The organism is Cytophagales bacterium (assembly GCA_033344775.1).
In the GTDB taxonomy this organism is placed as follows: domain Bacteria; phylum Bacteroidota; class Bacteroidia; order Cytophagales; family Cyclobacteriaceae; genus JAWPMT01.
Genome location: JAWPMT010000005.1, coordinates 2675876 through 2696658 on the forward strand (window position 1 = coordinate 2675876; position 20783 = coordinate 2696658).

The 20783-nt window shown below is 44.6% G+C and carries 20 protein-coding genes; 9 read left to right on the plus strand and 11 right to left on the minus strand.

Features of this window, described 5'->3' with window-relative positions; translation table 11 throughout:
• Nucleotides 1-7: 7 nt before the first annotated feature.
• A complete protein-coding gene (gene ade, locus R8G66_28840) occupies nt 8-1636 on the plus strand; it encodes an adenine deaminase (protein ID MDW3196416.1) in 1629 nt (542 codons plus the stop codon).
• Nucleotides 1637-1656: 20 nt separating this feature from the next.
• Here the strand turns inward: ade and R8G66_28845 are convergent, their stop codons facing one another.
• On the minus strand, nt 1657-2202 hold the full coding sequence (locus R8G66_28845) for a hypothetical protein (GenBank protein ID MDW3196417.1): 546 nt from the start codon (nt 2200-2202) through the stop codon (nt 1657-1659).
• Between the two features lie 127 nt (nt 2203-2329).
• Between R8G66_28845 and R8G66_28850 the strand changes: the two genes are divergently transcribed.
• The gene (locus tag R8G66_28850; protein MDW3196418.1) at nt 2330-2683 is read left to right on the plus strand and encodes a DUF1801 domain-containing protein; all 354 of its coding nucleotides are present in this window, start codon (nt 2330-2332) and stop codon (nt 2681-2683) included.
• On the opposite strand, the gene R8G66_28855 is transcribed toward R8G66_28850, so the two are convergent.
• The 4 genes from R8G66_28855 to R8G66_28870 form a co-directional block, all read right to left on the minus strand.
• A complete protein-coding gene (locus R8G66_28855) occupies nt 2645-4006 on the minus strand; it encodes an MATE family efflux transporter (GenBank protein ID MDW3196419.1) in 1362 nt (453 codons plus the stop codon). The two genes, R8G66_28850 and R8G66_28855, sit on opposite strands and share 39 nt — an antisense overlap.
• Before the next feature lie 203 nt (nt 4007-4209).
• On the minus strand, nt 4210-6603 hold the full coding sequence (locus R8G66_28860; GenBank protein ID MDW3196420.1) for an ABC transporter permease: 2394 nt from the start codon (nt 6601-6603) through the stop codon (nt 4210-4212).
• A 289-nt stretch (nt 6604-6892) separates the two neighbouring features.
• Nucleotides 6893-7432, minus strand: coding sequence for an NUDIX hydrolase (locus R8G66_28865; protein MDW3196421.1), 540 nt, complete (start codon nt 7430-7432; stop codon nt 6893-6895).
• A 34-nt stretch (nt 7433-7466) separates the two neighbouring features.
• Complete coding sequence (locus R8G66_28870; GenBank protein MDW3196422.1) at nt 7467-8360, minus strand: hypothetical protein; 894 nt, start codon at nt 8358-8360, stop codon at nt 7467-7469.
• Nucleotides 8361-8479: 119 nt separating this feature from the next.
• Here R8G66_28870 and R8G66_28875 point away from each other — a divergent pair, with 119 nt between their 5' ends.
• A complete protein-coding gene (locus R8G66_28875; protein ID MDW3196423.1) occupies nt 8480-8926 on the plus strand; it encodes an SRPBCC domain-containing protein in 447 nt (148 codons plus the stop codon).
• Between the two features lie 14 nt (nt 8927-8940).
• Here the strand turns inward: R8G66_28875 and R8G66_28880 are convergent, their stop codons facing one another.
• Both R8G66_28880 and R8G66_28885 read right to left on the minus strand, forming a co-directional pair.
• Nucleotides 8941-9549, minus strand: a complete 609-nt coding sequence (locus tag R8G66_28880) for a hypothetical protein (protein MDW3196424.1) — start codon at nt 9547-9549, stop codon at nt 8941-8943.
• Between the two features lie 250 nt (nt 9550-9799).
• Entirely contained in the window at nt 9800-11686 is a 1887-nt protein-coding gene (locus R8G66_28885) for a von Willebrand factor type A domain-containing protein (GenBank protein MDW3196425.1), read from the minus strand.
• A gap of 117 nt (nt 11687-11803) precedes the next feature.
• Between R8G66_28885 and R8G66_28890 the strand changes: the two genes are divergently transcribed.
• Complete coding sequence (locus tag R8G66_28890) at nt 11804-12382, plus strand: sigma-70 family RNA polymerase sigma factor (protein ID MDW3196426.1); 579 nt, start codon at nt 11804-11806, stop codon at nt 12380-12382.
• The gene (locus R8G66_28895) at nt 12375-13751 is read left to right on the plus strand and encodes a TonB family protein (protein ID MDW3196427.1); all 1377 of its coding nucleotides are present in this window, start codon (nt 12375-12377) and stop codon (nt 13749-13751) included. Before R8G66_28890 ends, R8G66_28895 begins: the two co-directional genes overlap by 8 nt.
• Here R8G66_28895 and prmC read toward each other — a convergent pair.
• Entirely contained in the window at nt 13748-14608 is an 861-nt protein-coding gene (prmC, locus tag R8G66_28900) for a peptide chain release factor N(5)-glutamine methyltransferase (protein ID MDW3196428.1), read from the minus strand. The two genes, R8G66_28895 and prmC, sit on opposite strands and share 4 nt — an antisense overlap.
• Nucleotides 14609-14634: 26 nt before the next feature.
• Between prmC and ribD the strand changes: the two genes are divergently transcribed.
• Nucleotides 14635-15669, plus strand: a complete 1035-nt coding sequence (gene ribD, locus R8G66_28905; protein MDW3196429.1) for a bifunctional diaminohydroxyphosphoribosylaminopyrimidine deaminase/5-amino-6-(5-phosphoribosylamino)uracil reductase RibD — start codon at nt 14635-14637, stop codon at nt 15667-15669.
• 1 nt (nt 15670) lies between these two features.
• Nucleotides 15671-16156 (plus strand): GAF domain-containing protein, encoded by a 486-nt coding sequence (locus tag R8G66_28910; GenBank protein ID MDW3196430.1) that lies wholly within the window; start codon nt 15671-15673, stop codon nt 16154-16156.
• Here R8G66_28910 and R8G66_28915 read toward each other — a convergent pair.
• The 3 genes from R8G66_28915 to R8G66_28925 all read right to left on the minus strand — a co-directional run bounded on the left by R8G66_28915 (nt 16132) and on the right by R8G66_28925 (nt 18853).
• Complete coding sequence (locus tag R8G66_28915) at nt 16132-16725, minus strand: hypothetical protein (protein MDW3196431.1); 594 nt, start codon at nt 16723-16725, stop codon at nt 16132-16134. The two genes, R8G66_28910 and R8G66_28915, sit on opposite strands and share 25 nt — an antisense overlap.
• 180 nt (nt 16726-16905) lie before the next feature.
• Entirely contained in the window at nt 16906-17565 is a 660-nt protein-coding gene (locus tag R8G66_28920) for a phosphatidylserine decarboxylase family protein (protein ID MDW3196432.1), read from the minus strand.
• Between the two features lie 13 nt (nt 17566-17578).
• Nucleotides 17579-18853 carry a Glu/Leu/Phe/Val dehydrogenase gene (locus R8G66_28925; GenBank protein ID MDW3196433.1) on the minus strand — a complete coding sequence of 425 codons (1275 nt, stop codon included), beginning with the start codon at nt 18851-18853 and terminating at the stop codon, nt 17579-17581.
• 123 nt (nt 18854-18976) lie between these two features.
• On the opposite strand from R8G66_28925, the gene R8G66_28930 reads away from it, so the two are divergent.
• Nucleotides 18977-19348, plus strand: a complete 372-nt coding sequence (locus R8G66_28930; GenBank protein ID MDW3196434.1) for a hypothetical protein — start codon at nt 18977-18979, stop codon at nt 19346-19348.
• A gap of 3 nt (nt 19349-19351) precedes the next feature.
• On the plus strand, nt 19352-20695 hold the full coding sequence (locus R8G66_28935; GenBank protein ID MDW3196435.1) for a S41 family peptidase: 1344 nt from the start codon (nt 19352-19354) through the stop codon (nt 20693-20695).
• Nucleotides 20696-20783 lie beyond the last annotated feature (88 nt).

Below are 20783 nucleotides of genomic sequence, written 5' to 3' on the forward strand. Positions count from 1 at the left end.
CAGATCCATGGAAACTATCAAAACGAATTTGATTGACCTTTTTCAAAGGAAGATCTACCCAGTAGCCATTACTTTCGACACGCACATCCGTGAAATAATGCTCATCGAAGAAACCATAGATGGTCACGCATTGCCAGGGTTTGTAGATGCACACGTCCACATTGAAAGTTCGATGCTTCCCCCTTCCGAGTTTGCCCGGTTGGCGGTTGTGCATGGTTCCGTTGCCACGGTATCTGACCCTCATGAAATTGCCAATGTTCTGGGGGTTGAAGGGGTCAATTATATGATTGATAATGGCAATCTGGTTGACTTCAAATTCAATTTTGGGGCTCCCTCCTGTGTGCCTGCTACTTCATTTGAAACTGCCGGAGCCACCATTGATTCGGAAGATATCCGGGGATTACTGGAAAGACCCGAAATCAAGTACCTCGCAGAAATGATGAATTGGCCGGGTGTGCTGTTCAAAGATCCTGAGGTCATGAAAAAGATTGCCATCTCCAAAGAACTGGGAAAACCTATTGACGGACACGCTCCGGGCCTGATGGGGGACGATGCATTGAATTACATGGCTGCGGGTATTTCAACCGATCACGAGTGCTTCACTTATGAGGAAGGGTTGCACAAACTGAAAAACGGGATGAAGATCCTCATCCGGGAAGGAAGTGCAGCTAAGAATTTCGAAGCATTGATCAACCTGTTTCACGTAGACCCCTCGAAGATCATGTTTTGCTCCGATGACAAACATCCTGATGACCTGATTCAAAGTCATTTGGATGAATTGGTGCGTCGAGCCCTGGCCAAAGGTCACGACCTTTTTGATGTCTTGCGAGCAGCTTGTATCAATCCGGTGGAACATTATGGTCTGGATGTTGGCTTGTTGCGCGTAGGCGATCCTGCGGACTTCATCCTGATCGATGAAGCTACCAAAGACCTGAAAGTCCAGGCGACCTATATCAATGGCAAGTGCGTCGCGGCCGAAGGGCAAAGCAACATCGAAAGGCATGAGGTAGCACCTGCCAATTACTTTGATGCGCAGAAAAAAACGCCTGATGAATTTCAACTAACAATCAATGGACAGCAAGCAAAAGTGATTGTCGTAAAGGATGGCCAGTTGATCACACAAACAGAAGAAGTTCCTACTTCATCGTTCAGCCAGGACGACCAGTACAACATGACCAAAGACTTACTGAAAATCACTGTAGTGAACCGCTATAATGACGCGCCCCCAGCTGTGGCATTCGTCAAAAACTTTGAATTAAAGGAGGGAGCAATTGCCTCTTCTGTTGCCCATGACTCCCACAACATCATCGCTGTGGGCACTAATGACTTGGACCTTTGCGAAGCAGTCAACCAAATCATCGAAAATAAAGGGGGAGTCGCAGTTGCACACGGTGACTATAGGAGCGTTCTTCCATTAGAAATCGCCGGACTGATGTCGACCATGGATGGCTATGAAGTGGCCGAGCAATACACAGCATTGACGAATTATGCTAAAGCGACCCTCGGTTGTCAGCTCTATTCTCCTTTTATGACTTTGTCCTTTCTGGCCTTGCTTGTTATCCCACAATTAAAATTGAGTGACAAGGGACTGTTTGACGGCCAGCAATTCAAGTTTGTGGACTTATTTACGGATTAACAGTTCTCACTTTAAGACATTCATAACCCCTTCAGGTGATGGACGTGCTCATCGATGGTATCCACCTGCTTCGTGATGGCCTTGATGTACTTACCTAATTCTTCCTCAATGGTTTTGACTTCCTTTTCATATTCTTCTCCTTTGGAACGGCCAAGGTTATTTTCCACGTAATTGAATTCCTGGCACTCTTCTCTTAAGAATACAATGAACGATTTGGTTGTGTAATCAATTTCCAGTGTCTCAATGTCGTCGATCGTGGCTTTGGCTTCAGGGTCAGAATCTACTGCATATTTTTCCTGCACAATCAGGTACAGCACGGTATCGTAGTGATGGATCTGGTCAAGCAACTTCCTGGTTTTATCACGGTATGGCTTTACCCGACAATAATCCCTAAGCCCCTCATAGGACTCCAGCTTTTCTGCTCCCTCATCCCATTGAATGGTCAGGTCATCTATGATCTGTACAATGTTTTCTCGTTCGTCCTGATCCTGTGCAAAAAGTGCATCCTCCGCACAAAACATCAATAAAAGGGCCAGGGTCAATTTAGGAAATAGCTTCGTTCGCATAGCAATTGGGTTGGGTTGAAAGTAGAAAGTAAACTTAGGATTCTCCATTTCCAGAATCAACCCTGAACGGTGAAAATTATTCCTGTTCAACGGAAAGTATGGATGAACCGGCTACTTTTAGAAGCTTATGAAAGCATTAGATGCCTACTACGATGGACTGACTGAACCCTTACAGGGATTTATGTTAGCGATCCGGCAGATGATTTTGAGTCTGGATGATCAGGTAGAAGAAACCTGGAAGTGGAGCGCCCCGTTTTTTCTCTACAGAAAGCACATGCTATGTTACCTCTGGATGGATAAGAAAACCAATGAGCCTTACCTTGGCATTTATGGAGGAGACGCCTTAGATCATCCGGCTTTGGTTCAAAAGCATAATGCCAGAATTAAAAAACTGGTCTTTGATATAGAAGAAGACATCCCTATCGAGACGATCCAGGATGTGTTATTGGCTTCCATTGGATTGATTGATCAAAAACGATGATGCGCCATCACTCCTCCAAAACTTCAACCGTTTCGTCAAAGAATTGAATCGGATCAGGTGTAGGATAGCAGCAATGGTGAGCCCACCGGAAAGTGCATACCATACGCCGTGTACACCCATCCCTAAAGTGAAACCAAGGAAATATCCACCAGGAATGGATAGGATGAAGAACGCCACAAATGTGACCAGCGTAGGAATTTTTACATCGGTCAGGCCACGCAATACCCCAAGTCCAACCGCCTGAGCACCATCGGAGATCTGAAAACCAGCAGCAATGATCAGCAGACTGGCAGATAGTGCACGCACTTCTTCATCGTCGATATAAAGGGTGGGTAAGAAATCTCTAAAGATAATAAAGGTCAATCCGCATAAAGCCATAAATGCTGCTACCAGGACAAAGCACGAATAACCAGCACCACGCAAAGTTTTTACATCCTTCAATCCCAATTGATTGCCCACTCGAATAGTAGAAGCGGCGGCGATCCCCGTAGAGGCCATATAAGTAATGGCAGCCAGATTAAGAGCAATTTGATGCGCCGCCAATTCTTTAGCTCCCAACCAGCCCACCATGATCGCAGCGGTAGCGAAAGCTCCTATTTCGAAAATATACTGCAGCCCCGAAGGCACTCCCAATTTGATCACCTGCTTCATCATGCCTTTGTCAAATTGAAATGCAAAGCCTCGGAATTTATCGCGGATCAAAACGATCATTAATACACCCATCACCACCCTGGAGATCAATGTGGCATATCCAGCCCCTATGAGCCCCATTTCCGGAAATCCAAACTTTCCAAAAATCAGCAGATAATTAAGTCCAACATTAACCAGATTGGCCACGACAGAAACGACCATGGGTTTGAAGGTGTCCGACTGTCCTTCGGAATACTGCCGGAACGTCTGAAAGATCAAGGCCGGAAAGATTGAACTGATGATAATCACCAGATAGGGTCCAGCCGCCTGGGCAACTGGAGGCTCCTGACCAAATAAGTCCAAAAATGGCACCACCGCAAAACCCATTAGGATCAGGATCACGCTTAGGACCGTAATTACAGCAAGTCCATTTTGAAGAATGCTTAGCAACTTAGGGTGTTGTTTTTCGTCAGTCGCGGCCACCAGGGGTGTAATGGCGTAGCTTACGCCAATGCCAAATAACAATAGTACATGAAAGAAGGTGCCGCCAAAAGTTGCCGCGGCGAGTGGGATCACGCCAACCTGACCAACCATCGCTGTATCCGCGACTGACACCATAATATGTCCCAGCTGCCCTACCATTACGGGGGTAGCCAGGACTACATTTCTTCTCAGGTGTTCTTTGATGGTCATTTTTGGGCTGTTTTTGTCAGCAGCCCGCAAAGTTCATGAAAAGAATAATCAAGTACCTAAGTTCCTTCTGAAATAAATGAATCGATCGTCAATCTATGGATCGTGTTTACCGTGTTCCGGATTTCATTCAATCCAATATGTAAGTACTATTCATGTTGTAGCAGTAGACTGATTCCGGAAATGACGAAACTCATCAAATAGCCTTATTCCATTCGAAGTGTATCTACAGGGTTTTTCAAGCCAGCTTTAACCGATTGAAAGCTCACAGTTCCTAAAGTAATGAATAGCGTTAAAGCGCCTCCCAGTATAAATATCCAGGCACTTAATTCCGTGCGATAAGCAAATTGTGACAGCCAATTATTGAGTAATAAATATGAAATGGGTGTAGCGATCAATAAACCTATGGCTCCGAGAACGACCAACGTACGGTACTGGATCCAAACCACATGGCCTAAATGTGCACCTAATACTTTTCTTACCCCGATCTCTTTCATTTTTTGTTCGGCGGTGAAATTGGCCAATCCAACCAGCCCCAGGATACTGATGATGATCGCCAACATGGAAAATGTAAGCACCATTGAACTCAACCTCGCCTCTGCCTGATACGCCCGATCAAAATCCTCATCCATGAACCGGTATGAAAATTCCCAATCTGGGATCACTCGGTCCCACGTTTCTTTCAAGCTATTGATGGTTGCCGTATAATTTCCCGGAGCTACACGAACTAGCAAATGATCAAACCAGGGTTCTTCGATGTACATCATAATCGGACCGATCTCATCCCTTACCGTTGAGAAGTGGAAATCCTCTACGATCCCAACGACCGTTACCTCTGCTCTCCCTTCAGACATGTCAAATACAGTACCTACGGGATTTTCCAGGCTAAGGTAATTGGCCATGGTTTCATTGATCAAAATTGCATTTTCGGTATCCGTCGTGAAGGAAGCATCAAAATCTCGACCATTGATGACATTCATCTTCATGGTACGCACAAAATCATGGTCTACGGCGATCAATGGGATCAGCTCTTTAGTGGCTTCGGCATTATTTTTCTCTTCCATCCACCAGGAGTTCAGCCCCCCTGGTGGTGTATCTGAAACAGCCGATACTGCAGTGACACTCGATAGCTTCAAGAAATTCTCTTTGATCAAAGTCACGTGCTCTCGTAGTTCATTGTTGTAAAATCTAACCACTACCACTTGTTCTTTATCCAGTCCCAATTCCAGGTCTCGGGCAAATTGCAGCTGATGATAAACCGTAATGCTACCCACCATCAAGGCAATAGAAATTGTGAACTGTAACAGTACCAGGCCCTTTCTGAGCGAACCTGCGATTTTAGAATCTCCTAGTTTGCTATTGCCCTTCAAGACAACCACCGGCTTGAACGATGACAGATAGGTGGCTGGAAATGCTCCTGCAGATACGCCTACGACCAACATCAAGACAAGAACGAACCAGGCGATATCCCATGACAGCAATGAAGCAGGACCTAAATCAGAACCCGTAAATTCCGCAAAATACGGTAAGATCATAGCAGCTAAGAGTAAAGCAAACACCGTAGAAATAAAAGCAATGATGACCGACTCACCAAGGAATTGGGCAATGAGGCTTCTTTTTTCTACGCCAAGTACTTTCTTCACACTGACTTCCTTGGCTCTCCAGGAAGCTCTGGCAGTAGCAAGATTCACAAAATTGAAACAGGCGATCAGCAAGATCAGCAGCCCTACGGCGAAGAATACTTTAAGAAAAGTCATACTCCCTCCTGTTTTTAAGCTTCCAGTTACATTGCTGGCAAGATGGATATCTTCAAGAGGTTGGCAAGGAAAGCTCATTTCAAACTGATCCAGCGCAGGAGGTCCATACTCATAGGCAACTTTTGTGATTTGGCCTTCTAGTTGTTCGGGGGTAACATCGGGAGTGGTAACCACATAAGTATGAGCCCATATATTTCCCCAATGAGTAAACATGGATTCGCTGTACCAATTGTTTTTTGTGGTAGAGAGCGACATCAAAAAATCAAATTGAAGATGCGATTGTTGCGGCCATTCGGAAATAACACCTGTAACAACAAAGTCGCGTTCTTTATTCATCTGAAGTACTTGGCCGAGGGGATTGCTTTCACCGAAGTATTTTTCTGCCATGTGTTGGGTAATGACCATCTTATTTGGACCTTCCAGTGCTGTTTCAGGGTTCCCAACTAAAAACTCTACATCAAAAACACGGAAGAAACTTGTCTCCGCTAGAAATATTCTGTTCTCTTCAAATTGCTTAGACAGGTCCATTGTATTGATCCAACCACGAGCTGAGCCAAATCGCGTAACTCCCTTAATTTCAGGCACATGTTCCCGAATAAGATCAGTCAGGGAATAATTAACCCGGGCATAAGTACCTTCTCTTCCGCTTATAGTTGCTTTTCTGGTGACACGATAGATCTGCTCTGATTGACTGTGAAATTTATCAAAGGACAATTCATGTTTTAGGAACAAGAAAATAACGAGGCAAGCAGCCAGGCCAAATGAAAGTCCAACAATGTTGATTAGGGAATAGGAAAAGCGTCTGGTCAGGTTGCGGAGTGCAATCTTTAGGATGGAATTCATGAGTTTTTGAGATGGTATTCTCTAAAAGAGTGGCCTTTCTCATGAAATGTTGCATGGAGGGATTAGAAACTTCATTTCTGAAGTAGAAACAGAAGCTATTGGATAGGGTATTGTTGTCAACTTAAGCCTAAAATCATCATACGTCATTCCGAGCGAATGCCGGAATCTCAAGCTCATTATGTACTTCCTACATTGAGATTCCTGCCGTTCCCGGCCGGGATCAGAGTCCCATCCGGGAACGGCAGGAATGACGCTTAAGTTGACAGCCTTGCTTTGAAAAGGGGGATTTTTACAACTTCAACGAATGCCCTAACTTCAGAATCGCAGCCAGACTCAAGCTATCCGTAATCTCCCCATTCATGCACATGTCAAAAGCTTCCTGAAAAGGTACTTTTTTGATCTGCAGATCTTCTGTTTCATCAAACTCGGTTGCTCCCTGGGTCAACCCTTTGGCCGTGTAGCAAAAGCCCACTTCGTCAGTCACGGAATTAGACGTATGGATCTTCAGAAAGCAATCCCAGTCTTTGGCCTCAAGTCCGGTTTCTTCCTTTAGCTCGCGTTTTGCGGATTCCAAAGGGTCGATCGCCTCAGGACCTCCTCCCATAGGAATTTCCCACGAATATTCATTCAAGGTATAACGCCACTGGCCCACCAGCCATGTATTGAGTTCCTCATCGAGGGGAACAATGGCTATCGCGAGGTTTTTGTAATGAACTCGCCCATACAAACTATCTCCCCCTTGTGGGTTGATCACCTGTTCTTCGTGTACCGTAATCCAGGGGTTGTCGTAGACCTTTTTCGTTGACTTTAGCTTCCAGGGATTTTCCATTTGGCTAAAATCCTTTATTTCATTGAAATGAGGACTACAACCCCAATTGTTTACGCAAGGCCCGGTCGGCATTGCTATTTTTTTGCCAGTAAGGGCTTTTCAAGGATTCCTTTCTCACAGCAGTAGTCGTTAAGCCCCGAGCCGTTTCTTCCCAACCCAGGATCTGAAAAGGAAAATTTCGTTCGAAATAAATGTCCAGTGATCGATCATCATATTTCAAACTATACTTATGGTGCTTACTTTCTGAAAAGGCACTTTTGTCCATCACCACCAGGTTTCCCCTGGCAATCTTTGATCCAGCCTCGATGTGTTTCAATCTCAAGTGAAATGTCCCCGGAACAATCTTAAAAGAACCGGTCGGCAAGGTGGCTGGATTGATCCTGATCTTCGTCCACAGTTCATCTTCAAGATAGACTTTATCCAATTTCTCGTTCACATCTCCTTCGGATTCAAAGTAGCTCAGTCCAGTCAGGGCGTAGTGGTTCTTTTCCAGATTCAGCTGCATAAAAGTATGGCCACACCACTCTTGTGAGGAGGTCGAAACTTTCAACGTATTCGGATACTTGTCATAAGAAATAGGTGTGAAAACCGAACTCATCATGGAATAGGGATAGATCCCTGTAATGAACTTCTTGGTAAAATTCAGTTTAAGCACCGACACATTATCGTCTCCTGCTCTTCCGGGATAGTCCAGCTTCACTTGTTTGGAGGCACTGAAAGGTTCTGTAACGAAGACCAGGACGGCATGCCCCTCATGGATCTCTCCATACCTCGCCTGCTGCAAAGAATAACTGGTCAGTTCCGCTTCTCCGGCATACCAGTAGTCATTGAACAGTTTGTTGTCCACCGGATCAATCTGTGTCGTTTGCGAGTAAGATTCGCAGGACATCAGACATAGGAAACTTAGAAGAATAAGTAGGTTTTTCATAAGCTCAAAGATTAAGCGACATATGGATAACTCGCCTGACATTAAAAATAGTTCAAGCTGAATTTCATCAGTGACATAGGGTTGACACCCAGGCGCATTTCTTTGAAAAAAACTTGACAATGGAAGCTCTGATCATCAAAGAAGAAATCCTGATCAATGGTACTACACAGGAAGTTTGGGACGCCCTGATCAATCCTGAGAAAACCAAACGATACATGTTCAATTGCGAAGCTGTCTCAAACTGGAAAGTAGGCAGTCGGTTGTTATGGAATGCCAACATCAATGGAAACCCCACAACTTTTGTGAGTGGCGTGGTGCGTGATTTTGAGCCTGAAAACAAATTGGTGTTCACCACTTTTGATCCAAATTCTTCAATTAAGGACATTCCGGAAAATCACATCCCAGTTACCTATACGTTAAGAGATAAAGCCGGTAAAACTTTCCTTACCGTCATGCAAGGGGATTTTTCCAGAGTAGCACAGGGTAGGAAAAGGTACGAAAGCACTATTGCCGGTGGGGGTTGGGCGAGTGTTTTGGCTGACTTAAAGAAGGTAGTAGAGCAATGAGCTATTTAGTAATGTTAGTTCTCAACTTGAAAAATGGGTGACTGAACTTCAATTACTTCACCGTCCGAAAAATCAAAAGTGAAAGTGAAATTTTGATTGATGGTGCTATCCGGCTGATCAAGAAGCTGAAAAATGATTTGAGAACCTACCTCACCAAATATCCAGGGGTCATTATTTTGACGATCAATAAATTGGTCTATTGTTCCCTCATTTAGAAATCGTCCAGTTGCCTTGAACATGCCTGCCAGGTCATCTCCACTGTTGAACGTATTACCTCCAGTATAGATGGGTTGATCAGCAGTGATTTTTAAAGATTCGATGGATTGTGTCGGTTCTGGAAGCGCTGGTTCTCGGGCTTGTGCAACGTTTACTAACGAAAAACTATTCCCATGGCTTTGTGAAATTTCAAAATAATCAACCTCAGAGACAGAAATTCTTATCGCAGCCTCCTCATATTGCGTGCTGATAGAAAAGTCAAATTCTGAAGAGGTGTACCTACCTACCTGAGCAATGACTTCTGTTATTCGGGTTCCTAATGAAGAATTCCCCGGATCAGTCACACATGCAATTGGGAAATGTGTCACTAGCGCGATGATCAATAAGGTGAATGTTTGTTTTTTCATTAGGAGTTGTTTTTTCGGACGTATTTACGCGGTGGACCCATTAATCTCCTCAAGGGTTTTTCACCCGTATTGATAACATGGTCTCCACAATCTATTGATCAAGTTAATTGAATCCTTTCAAACGTTCCCATATGGTTAAGGGGATTTTCGCTTCATGCGGACAAATTTCTGCGATTGGATAAAGACGATAAAAAAAATGCACCCTTACCCGAAGCGAGGTAAGGATGCATGGACACCTGGTTTGTGTTAATTACTCTGAGCGGACGCTCAGCGTATTTTGAAGCGCGCTTGCGGTCTCTACGAGATCCAAAAACTCCCGGCGATACCCAAATTCATCTTTGCCCACGGCACTTCTGGCCTGGGCAATTACCTGGTCATAGGTTAGGTCGCCTTTGTAATCAGAATCCCTCAGTAACATTCCAAAACCCGCGACTGCACTTGCCCATTGCAAGTTGTCAGACATTCGAACAGCAGCTCCGGTAAGCGTTCTTTCGATCAGCTTACTTTTATTGCTATCCGGTTGCTTGTATCGGAATTTCACTGTTAACCACTCGTTGGTGTTCACTTTAGTTGAGTTGGGAACTTTCTTTTGGTATTTGAGTGGATCAACACTTCCCAAAAAGCTGCTTTCCACTCCGACAGGAATGATTTCGTAAAGAGCGGTCACCGTATGTCCGGCCCCAAGCTCTCCAGCATCTTTTTGGTCATCGTTGAAATCTTCGGCGGCCAGTAATCGGTTTTCGTAACCGATCAGTCGATAGGCCTGTACTTTGGCAGGATTGAATTCTACCTGAATTTTAACATCTTTGGCAATGGTGAACAGGGTGCTTCCAAATTCATTTACCAACACTTTTTTTGCTTCACGGATGTTGTCAATGTAGGCGTAATTTCCGTTCCCTTTATCAGCGAGGGTCTCCATTTTATCATCCTTGTAGTTGCCCATACCAAAGCCAAGTACAGTCAGAAAAACTCCCTCTTCTCTTTTCTTTTCAATCAGTCGCTCCATGGCTGCATTGCTGGAAGCTCCGACATTAAAATCTCCATCCGTAGCCAGGATGATGCGGTTATTTCCACCTTTCACAAAATACTTTTGGGCCGTGGCATACGCCAATTCGATCCCTTCTCCACCAGCAGTTGACCCTCCGGCCGACAAATTATCCAGTGCCTCGATAATGCCCTTTTTATCTGCCCCCGAAGTAGAAGGCAATACCATTCCGGCAGCTCCCGCATACACCACCATGGCCACACGATCTTGTGGCCGCATTTCATTGACCAACATTTTGAGAGAGGCTTTCAAAAGCGGCAATTTATTTGGGGCTTGCATGGAACCTGATACATCAACCAGAAAAACCAGGTTGGATGCAGGAAGCTCATCCGTTTCGATTGACTTTCCTTGCAATCCAACATGTACCATTAAATGATCTTCATTCCAGGGTGCCGGAGAGATTTCGGAATGAATGGCAAATGGATCCTCAGCTGTAGGCTGTTCATAATCGTAAGTGAAGTAGTTGACCATTTCTTCAATGCGCACCGCATCTTTAGGAGGCATATTTCCATAGTTCAGGAACCTACGCATGTTGCTGTACGATGCAGCATCCACGTCGATAGAAAAAGTAGATAAGGCCTGGTCTAGAGGTTTCAAAAATCCATTCTCATGGATAGTACTGTAGCCTTCGGTGTTGAAATCGGGGGTTGCTTCGTAGATGGGGCTAACCATATGACTTCTCATATAACTCATGTCATGCATGGGCTGACCGGGAGAGGCTGCTGCCTTTCTTGATGCTTTCTTCCTTCTCGAACGGTCGGATTTGCCATAAGCCATTACTACCACTTCCTGTAGTTCTACCTCGTCCGATTCCATGGCCACGTTGATGATCTTGCGACCTTTTACTTTTATTTCCTCGGCCACAAGTCCAATGAATGTGAACACCAACACACTTTTTTCATGAGGAACTTCAATGGCATAAAAACCATTGAGATCCGTAACAGTGCCCCGAGTGGATCCTTTGACCTGAACATTCACTCCGGGCAAAGCTTCTCCATCGGTCTTGGAAGTGACAGTACCCGTTACAAAATGGGCCCCCTCGATCTGGAGTCCAAAGAAACCTACTAAAAGGAAGATCATTAACTTATGCATGGTAACTTTGTTTTTGTGTTCGTCCATTGAGATGCAGGATGGCCCCAGATTCCATAAAAAATTTTTAAAAAAAATTATCATAGAGGTTAAATAGCTGTTTATCAATCTGTTGCGAAAGTGAGGGTGTCTAAAAAATTTGAGGATGTATCGGACGCGGAGCTGTTGAAGCGCTATGTTGAGACAGCTGATTTGGAGTATTTTGGCCAACTCTACGATCGCTATCTACACCTGATCTATGGTCTTTGCATGAAGTACTTCAATTCCTCCGAAGACAGTAAAGACGCAACAATGGAGATTTTTGAACATGTTTCGACTGCTGCATTAAGTAAAGAAGTGACCCACTTTAAGTCCTGGTTATACGTGATCAGTAAGAACCATTGTTTAATGCAGCTTCGTAAAAAGCAGCGCCAGGAAGAAAAAAATCATGTTCCATTTATGGAATCTGCTGCGGATGTGCATCTTATCTATGAAGAAGACCAAATTGATAAAGACATTGAGGCGTTAACCGCCTGTATTGAAACGTTAAAAGAAGAGCAAAAACGATGTGTTTCTTTATTTTACCTTAAGAAAAAAAGCTACAGAGAGGTAGAATTGATCACAGAGTTATCGGCTAAAGCGGTGAAAAGTGCCATTCAAAATGGAAAACGTAATTTGAAAATCTGTGTAGAAGCGCGATTGAAAGTACTGAATGAGTAAGCAACCCACATATCGTTCTGATCAAGAGGACTTTGAAAAGTACTTCGGCGACGAGCTATCTGAAAAGGAGCGCCATGATCTGGAAAGTCGTGCCCTGGAGGATGCTTTTGAAGCGGAGGCCATGGAGGGATGGGAAGAAGTGCCTGTAGAAACTGCTCAAGCCGATCTTACCGACTTACGTGAAAGGCTTCAAACGAACAATAAAAAATCCTTCAATTGGATCAAAATTGCGGCAGCTATTGTATTGTTACTGGTTGCTAGTGTGGTGTTATTGACCAATATCAACCAGCATCCGGAATTGATGGTTCAGGATGCTAAAGCAGAAGAATCGCCTGTTAAGGCAATGGAATCGGCAAAATTAAAAGCCTCTGCTCCCATTGAAAAAGAGCAAAGTCCTGCACCCATACCAGAGGAGTCCAAAGTTTCAGAAGAAATAAAAGAAGTAATCAGCACGCCAACAAACGATGATTTATTGGCCTCTACCAACACCACTGAGCCCGACGAATCATTGGTTGATCGATCCAGAGTAAATGCTCCTGTGCTCCAATCTAGATTGCAAGTTGGCAATGAAAATACCGTGGGTGCACTTGATGTTACTGAAATGGATATAGTCGAGAGCGATGCAGAAGTTCCTGTGCAGGTTTTAGCAGCTGAAGGTCAGGACCAGAGAGCCGTCAAGCTACGTCAAGAATCAACGGGATTTGAAGTAGCTGCTAATGACTATTTTGAAGTAAAGAGCAAAAGCGGTTGGAACTTTCGCCAAATACAGGGAAATGTCATGGATAAAAACGGAGAAATCGTGTCCGATGCACGCATTGTCTTGAATGGAACTCCGATTCTGGCAGTCTCAGACTTAAATGGGAAGTTTGAAATGGCGATCCCAGATAGCCTGGAGACCCCTACGCTGACGTTTTCTTCCCTAGGATACAATCAATTGAATTATGAAATCAATTCACGTGATTCGTTTGATGTGGTGTTGGACCGTGATGACCTGCCTGAATTAACCAGTGCTCATGTATCGAATCAAGCAGCTCGAAAATTTAGCACAGATGTATATGACGATAATGAGCTATCAGATTTTGTCTCGGCCTCTCCAAAAGTGGGGATCAAGAAGTTTGAGAAATATCTGAAAAAGAATACCCACATACCTGAAGTAGCAAAACGCATGGGAGTAACAGGTACGGTCCTGATTTCCTTCAAGGTAAATGTCACCGGAGAATTAACAGATTTCCAAGTGATCCGAGGTTTAGGTGCCGGGTGTGATGAAGAAGCTGTAAGAGTAGTCAAAGAAGGTCCTCAATGGACTCCTGCAACCTCTGGTGGACAGGCTGTACCAGTAACCTCCGAAGTTGAGGTGCAATTCAATTAGACTTTCCACCTTCCAGAAACGATCCTCGCCTTGTCCTGAAAGTCTTTGTGCAATAACACCTGCTCATATCCCAAATTTTCGAGCAGTGCCAGCATCTCCGCTCCAAATTGTTCATTGATCTCGAAATACAATTTCCCTCCCTGGGTCAGGTAATCTCTTCCCTTTTCGCCGATCTCACGATAAAACAACAAGGGGTCTTCATTGGGAACAAAGAGTGCTTTGGCAGGTTCATGGTCCAACACATTAGCTCGCATGTCTTTCTTTTCCTCTTCTCTGATATAAGGTGGATTAGAAACGATCACATCAAATTTCTCCTCATGTGATGGCCACGCTTTCAGTGCATTCACGACTTCAAATTGTACTGAAACATTCAAGTTATCAGCATTTTTTTGAGCGACATTTAATGCCCCAGGGTCCACATCCCAACCCCAAACATTTGCGCCAGCTATTGACTTGGCCAGGCCAATAGCGATGCACCCACTTCCCGTGCCTATGTCCAAAATCAATTTTGCCTGAGGGTTGTCCTGGCTGACCTTCAGCACCAGTTCTTCTGTTTCGGGCCGTGGAATTAACACGGATGAATTAACCAGATATTGCTCACCGAGAAATTCAGCATAGCCCAAGACATATTGAATGGGCTCTCCTTTAGTCACACGATCTAAGACCATTAGAAATTGATCCCGTGCTTCTTGACCCTGCCTTTGACTTTTTTTCATGGCGATATCCATTCGGGAAAACCCTAATATATCTTCCATCAGCCAACGGACATTGGCAGCAGACTCCTCTTTTTCGTAGGTATGGGACAATTTTTCAACAGCGCTTTGAAAAATCTGGAAAGCATTGAACGAACTATCCATAGATTCGCGAAGTTATTGCTATCTAAATGAGCAACGAAGTTCACCACGAGGAATATATGCGACGGGCCATTGAGCTGGCAGCATTAGGTTTGGGAAGTACCAGTCCCAATCCACTGGTGGGATGTGTCATCGTTAAAGAAGGTATTATCATTGGCGAGGGATATCACAAACAATATGGTCAGGCACATGCAGAAGTCAACGCGGTTCGGTCCGTTGGAAATCCCGAAAATGTAATAGGCGCCATAGCTTATGTCACGCTTGAACCATGTACTTTTCATGGCAAGACCCCACCTTGTACGGACTTGTTGATCAAACATCAGGTTAAAAAAGTCGTCATCGGTGCGCTGGATCCTCATGAACGGGTGAATGGCGTTGGCGTAGAACGATTACGTTCAAGTGGTATTGAAGTGGAAACTGGCCTTCTGGAAGAACAATACCGACATCTCAACCGTAGATTCTTCACCTTCTATGAAGAAAAACGCCCTTATATCATTTTGAAGTGGGCCACCACCAGTGATGGATTTATTGCCCGTAAGAACTTCGATTCCAAATGGATCAGCAATGCAAAATCAAGGCAACTGGTTCATAAATGGCGATCAGAAGAGGATGCGATCCTCGTAGGAAAGAATACGGCTAAATATGACAACCCCTCTTTGACCGTTAGAGAATGGAATGGCAGCAATCCAACAAGAATACTGGTCGACCTAAATCTGGAGCTTTCACCTAAAGGAAATCTCTGGGATGAAGCTGCTCCTACCTTGATTTTCAACTCCAAAATAGCCAAACAAGAAGGTATGCACGAATGGGTGCAGGTTGATGCCCAACAGTATGAAGAGGAATTACTTGCGCAATTGCATCAAAGAAAAATCAATAGTTTGATCATTGAAGGAGGGTCGAAAACGCTACAAGGGTTTATTCAAAAAGGACTCTGGGATGAAGCTCGGATATTCCAAAGTGAGCAACATTTTGGGGAAGGTATAGCAGCTCCGGAGATTTCCGGGAATTTGATCGAAGAAAAATGCGTTGAAAAAGATACATTGAAGATTTTACACAAGGGCTGACATGGCAGAGGAACTACACATCACCGAATCAACAGATAAAAAAGAAAAATACGAATCGTTATTACCGCAAATTGAGGCACTGGTCACTACAGAAGAAGACCAAATTGCTAACATGGCCAACGTGGCTTCTGCCCTGAAATACGGCATGGATTTCTTTTGGGTAGGCTTTTACATCGTAAAAGAAGACGAATTGGTGCTTGGGCCGTTTCAGGGGCCAATTGCCTGTACACGCATCCGTAAAGGCAAGGGTGTTTGCGGTACTTCGTGGGAGAAGGCCGAGACCATCATTGTTCCTGATGTAGATGAATTTCCCGGACACATCGCTTGCAGTAGCGATAGCAAATCCGAGATCGTGGTTCCCGGAATATCCAACGGAGAAGTGAAATGGATCCTCGATGTAGACAGTACAGAGGTCAATAGCTTTGATGCTACCGACCAGTACTATCTAGAGCGATTGTGCAATTATCTGCTGCCGAAAAACAGCTGATAAATGCTCTCGAGCAAAGTATTTCTACGTTGTTCGAGTCGTGGTTCCTGTTTTGCGCGAACAGGACGTTTTGTTGCGGACGGTGTAGGGTGTTTCGATGAAGACTGGTATGCACTTGCAGCGTCTATTTCTACAAGTTCCAGATTGTCTGTGCTGGTGGCGCCTGGAGTGATCCATTCGTAAGCTTCTACCTCAGAAGAAAAGGATTTGAAAGTAAGGTTCGGATAAACCAGAGAGACCGTTTTTGAGATCGTATTGGAATAGATCTGTCCAATGGCAGAACGAGATTCGATGGTGGCTACCTTAGCCAGGAAAGGAATGACCGGCTTGACCAGTTTCTTCAGAAAATAGTTTTTCATCCAAACCCGACATTCTGTGTTCAGTTCTTTCAGGTTAAGTCGATTGATCACCACGTTTTGGATACCGTGGACCTCCGTGATTTCAACGGCTTTGGTGAGTACTCGCTTGTATTCTTCAAAATCGACCACACCATGCCAGGTGATCAGCAAAAATTTCTCAGAAAAGTCAACTGCGAGTGTAGCGGTATTAAGGGCTAAGATTCGATCCATAACTGCGATGCGAAAAGTTCTTCAATGATTTATGGTTAATCAGGGAAGTAAATTTGCCAAGCAACACAGTTTTTCACAATACCCTAAATCGGGTAATTATCGGACCTTAATATACCCTAAAGTGGGTCGTGTAGGGTATTGTTTTAGACGTGAAACACCTATTCGATGACTTAAGGACACTTAAGACGGCAGCGTCGCCAAAATGGTTTCACCACCTACGGTCTTCTCTCCGATCTTCACATGGACCAAAGATTCGGGAGGCAGGAATACATCTACCCGGCTACCGAAACGAATGAAGCCCACTTCATCACCAGCGGCAACAGGATCATTTTCTTTGCCGTAGAAGCTTATTCTTCGGGCTACTGCACCCGCAATCTGACGCATCAGGATCTTGATGCCATTGCCCGTTTCATAACCGATAGATGTTCGTTCGTTTTCCGTACTGGATTTGGGGTGCCAGGCCACCAGGTATTTACCCGGATGGTATTTGTAATAAGAGATCTTACCGTCCACAGGCGCTCGATTCACGTGCACATTCAAGGGAGACATGAAAATAGAGATCTGAATCCGCTTTTCTTTCAGGTATTCATCCTCTTCTGTTTCCTCAATCACGACGACTTTTCCTTCAGCCGGAGCAATCACGCGATGGTCTTGCTCCGGTGTTTCATAACCGGGCACTCTGAAAAACCGCACGATCAATATCCAGAAAATCGCGGCAGCAGCACCCAGGATCCATTGAACAATCACAAAAGGCAATAGCCAGGTCAATAAAAAGTACAACCCTGCAATCAGTACCGCCGATACGGGAATGATGATCTTGCCTTCCTTGTGAATCTTCATAAATATTATTTTTCTAGAATCCGCCCCTGAATTTATAGGTTTTCGCCACTTTGTCAATCGCCACGATGTACGCCGCAATTCTCAGAGGCACGTTATACTGTAAAGATGCATCATAAACCTTATTGAAGGCTTCTTTCATGATCCTGTCCGATCTTCTGTTGACACGCTCAGCTGTCCACTTGTATCCCAGTCGGTTTTGTACCCACTCGAAATAAGAGACCGTCACACCACCTGCATTGGCAAGGATGTCTGGCACCGCCATGATTCCCTTTGCATTCACAATGGCATCTGCTTGTGCGGAAGTAGGTCCGTTCGCACCTTCTACGATCAGCTTTGCTTTGATTTTATCTGCATTCACTTCCGTGATCACATCCTCAACTGCCGCAGGTACCAATACATCTACATCCAGTAACAAAAGCTCTTCCGGATCAATTTTCTCTGCTCCTTCGAAACCTTCCATCGTACGATCATTGGAATCTCTGTAGTTGATCGCTGCATGAATATCGATCCCCTCTTTGTTGTAGTACGCACCTGACACATCACTGATCGCAACAATCTTCGCACCTCTTTCTTCCAACAACACCGCGGCCCAAGAGCCCACATTACCAAAACCTTGTACAGCACAAGTCGCTTTAAAAGGATTGATCTTCAATTTCTCCATTCCTGCCAAAGCAGAAATCATTACACCACGACCAGTCGCTTCTGTCCGTCCCAGTGAACCACCCAAAACAAGCGGCTTACCGGTAACAACCGCATTGACGGTCATACCTTGAGAACGGGAATACTGGTCCATCATCCAGGCCATTTCTTCGGGTCCGGTTCCCATGTCTGGTGCAGGGATATCTCTATCCGGTCCAAATATTTCGTACATCGCCTGTGTATAGGCACGCGTCAATCGCTCTACCTCGCCTCGAGACATCTTTCTTGGGTCACAAGTGATGCCTCCTTTGGCGCCTCCGTAAGGAATATCCACCACGGCACATTTCCAGGTCATCCAGGCAGCCAGGGCTTTTACTTCATCGATGTTCACATCCATCGCAAATCGAACGCCGCCTTTAGATGGGCCCAGGATGTTGGAATGAATGACTCGATAGCCTTCAAAAACACGGATCGAACCATCATCCATGGTCACTGGAAGCGATACGATCACCTGTTTTACCGGTGATTTGAGCACATTATAGATCTGGTCGTCAAGTCCCAAATGCTGGGCAGCAATGTGGAATCTTGACATCATTGACTCAAATGGGTTGCCTTTGTCCTTAATCGGAGCAGGTTCAATGTAAGCCATGGGGTATTAGCTAATGGGTTATGTCGTCAAAAATTTGGATGCAAAAGTAACACTTAAGCGAAAAGAACTGTCTGGAAACGAGAGTTTTTGGTGCCTGAAAGTTGTCGCCTAGATTTGCTCTGCATGACTACTATTTTGCTCATTCAGTTTTTTAAAGAACCGCCTCTTGGCATTTCCTCTCTGGAAGTAGCGTTAAGCCAGCGCTTTGGAAGCCAATTAGTGGCCTTAGACAGCTTTTCTGATGGTAGCAACCTGGCTTATGTCCGAAAGATGATTGAAGAAAGTGAAAAGATCAATGCCATCATCTGGGAGAATGAAGGTGGCACACTCAAAGGCGTTCAACCCATCTTCAATGCCCTGCTCAAAAAGAAGCAGGTGGTTTCCCTGATCACCAATTCCTCGCAAGGCGTGATCGCAAAAATGTGTAAGGCGATGGAGTCGAAGAAAGTGGAGGGCGAGACGGAGTTGATAGAAGTGGTGAAAACAATGAACTAAGCGATGAACTTCAAGCTGAAAGTACTTATCCTGATTATGCTGTTGGCAACGCCCACATGGTCATTCGGACAGCAGTTATCGAAACAATCACTCATTGATGATTTGACCTTCTTGAACGAATCCGTTTCGAACGGTCATCCGGTAAACTATGACCCTCAATATCAATTCAATATTTCTGAAGTCATTGATCGTGCAAAAGCACTTAACACGGACAGTATTTCTGCCTTGAACTACACTATTTGGATCGAAAAAGGCATCTATCATATTGGCTGTATTCACACCTCGATCCAGGTAAACCCATTAAAAGTACATTATCAACCTTCTTTCATCCCTATCACCACATCGATCCAAAAAAATAACCTCAACATTACATCCTGTCAGGGCGCATCGAAAATTGGCCAGACGATACAGAAAATCAATGGACGTCATGCCTCCGAAATCATCGCTTATTATGAAGAATACAAGGCGAGTGATGGTGGCACCGATGCGTTTTCAAAAGAGTATTTTCATTTGTTCTCATCGAGCTTAATCTCAAAGTTCCTGGGCTATCCAGCGCATTATGAAATTGAAACTGCCAATGAGACCTATGTTTTGAAAGGACAGAAAAAGGGGTATTACCGTAAATCTGAAGATCAGGCAACTACTGATCTTTTATCAAATGGCTCCAATGAACTGTATCTAAACGACGATTTCGTCATCTTGAAAGTCGAGGACTTCAATAATTCAGACAAAGGGTTCTTTAAAAATGCATTTAAGAAAATTGACGAAATCGATGCTGAAAACCTGATCATAGACCTGAGACAAAATACCGGGGGAAGTAGAAAGGCCGCGATCGTGCTCACCAAATTTTTAGCAGACAGTGCCTTTGCCTATTCCATCCTTCAACCCAAATTGTCCACAGGAAAGTACCTGAATGGGAAAGGCAAGTTTTTTCTATTCCTATCAAAGCTGAAATACAATGTGGGCAATTTTTATAAAATGCGCTTCACCGATTTGGGAACGTCATTTAGATATGCTTACAAACCCAAAGCCAAGTATCATTTCAACGGTAATGTGTATGTCCTGACCGATGGTTTCACTGCTTCTGCCTCTACCATGGTCACTTCCTGGTTAAAACAATACAGCCATGCCCAGTTTCTTGGGCGTCAGGCCAGCGGTGGCTACAATGGCAACAATGGTGGCTCCTTCCCTGTCATCACCCTCCCCCAATCAAAAATTCAAATCAGATTTCCCGCTTATCGCCTTGTTCTCGATGATCAATCTGAAATGAGTGCCGGCCTCCAACCGGATGTTTCCCTTGATACAAATTCAGATATCGCCACCATCATCAAAGAAATAAGAAAGTAATAGGCTTTAGGCGCCCACCGCATTTTACTTTTCGCCTTGGCCCTGCGCTTGGCGGGGCAGGCGAGTACCTGCAACCAAACTCATATAC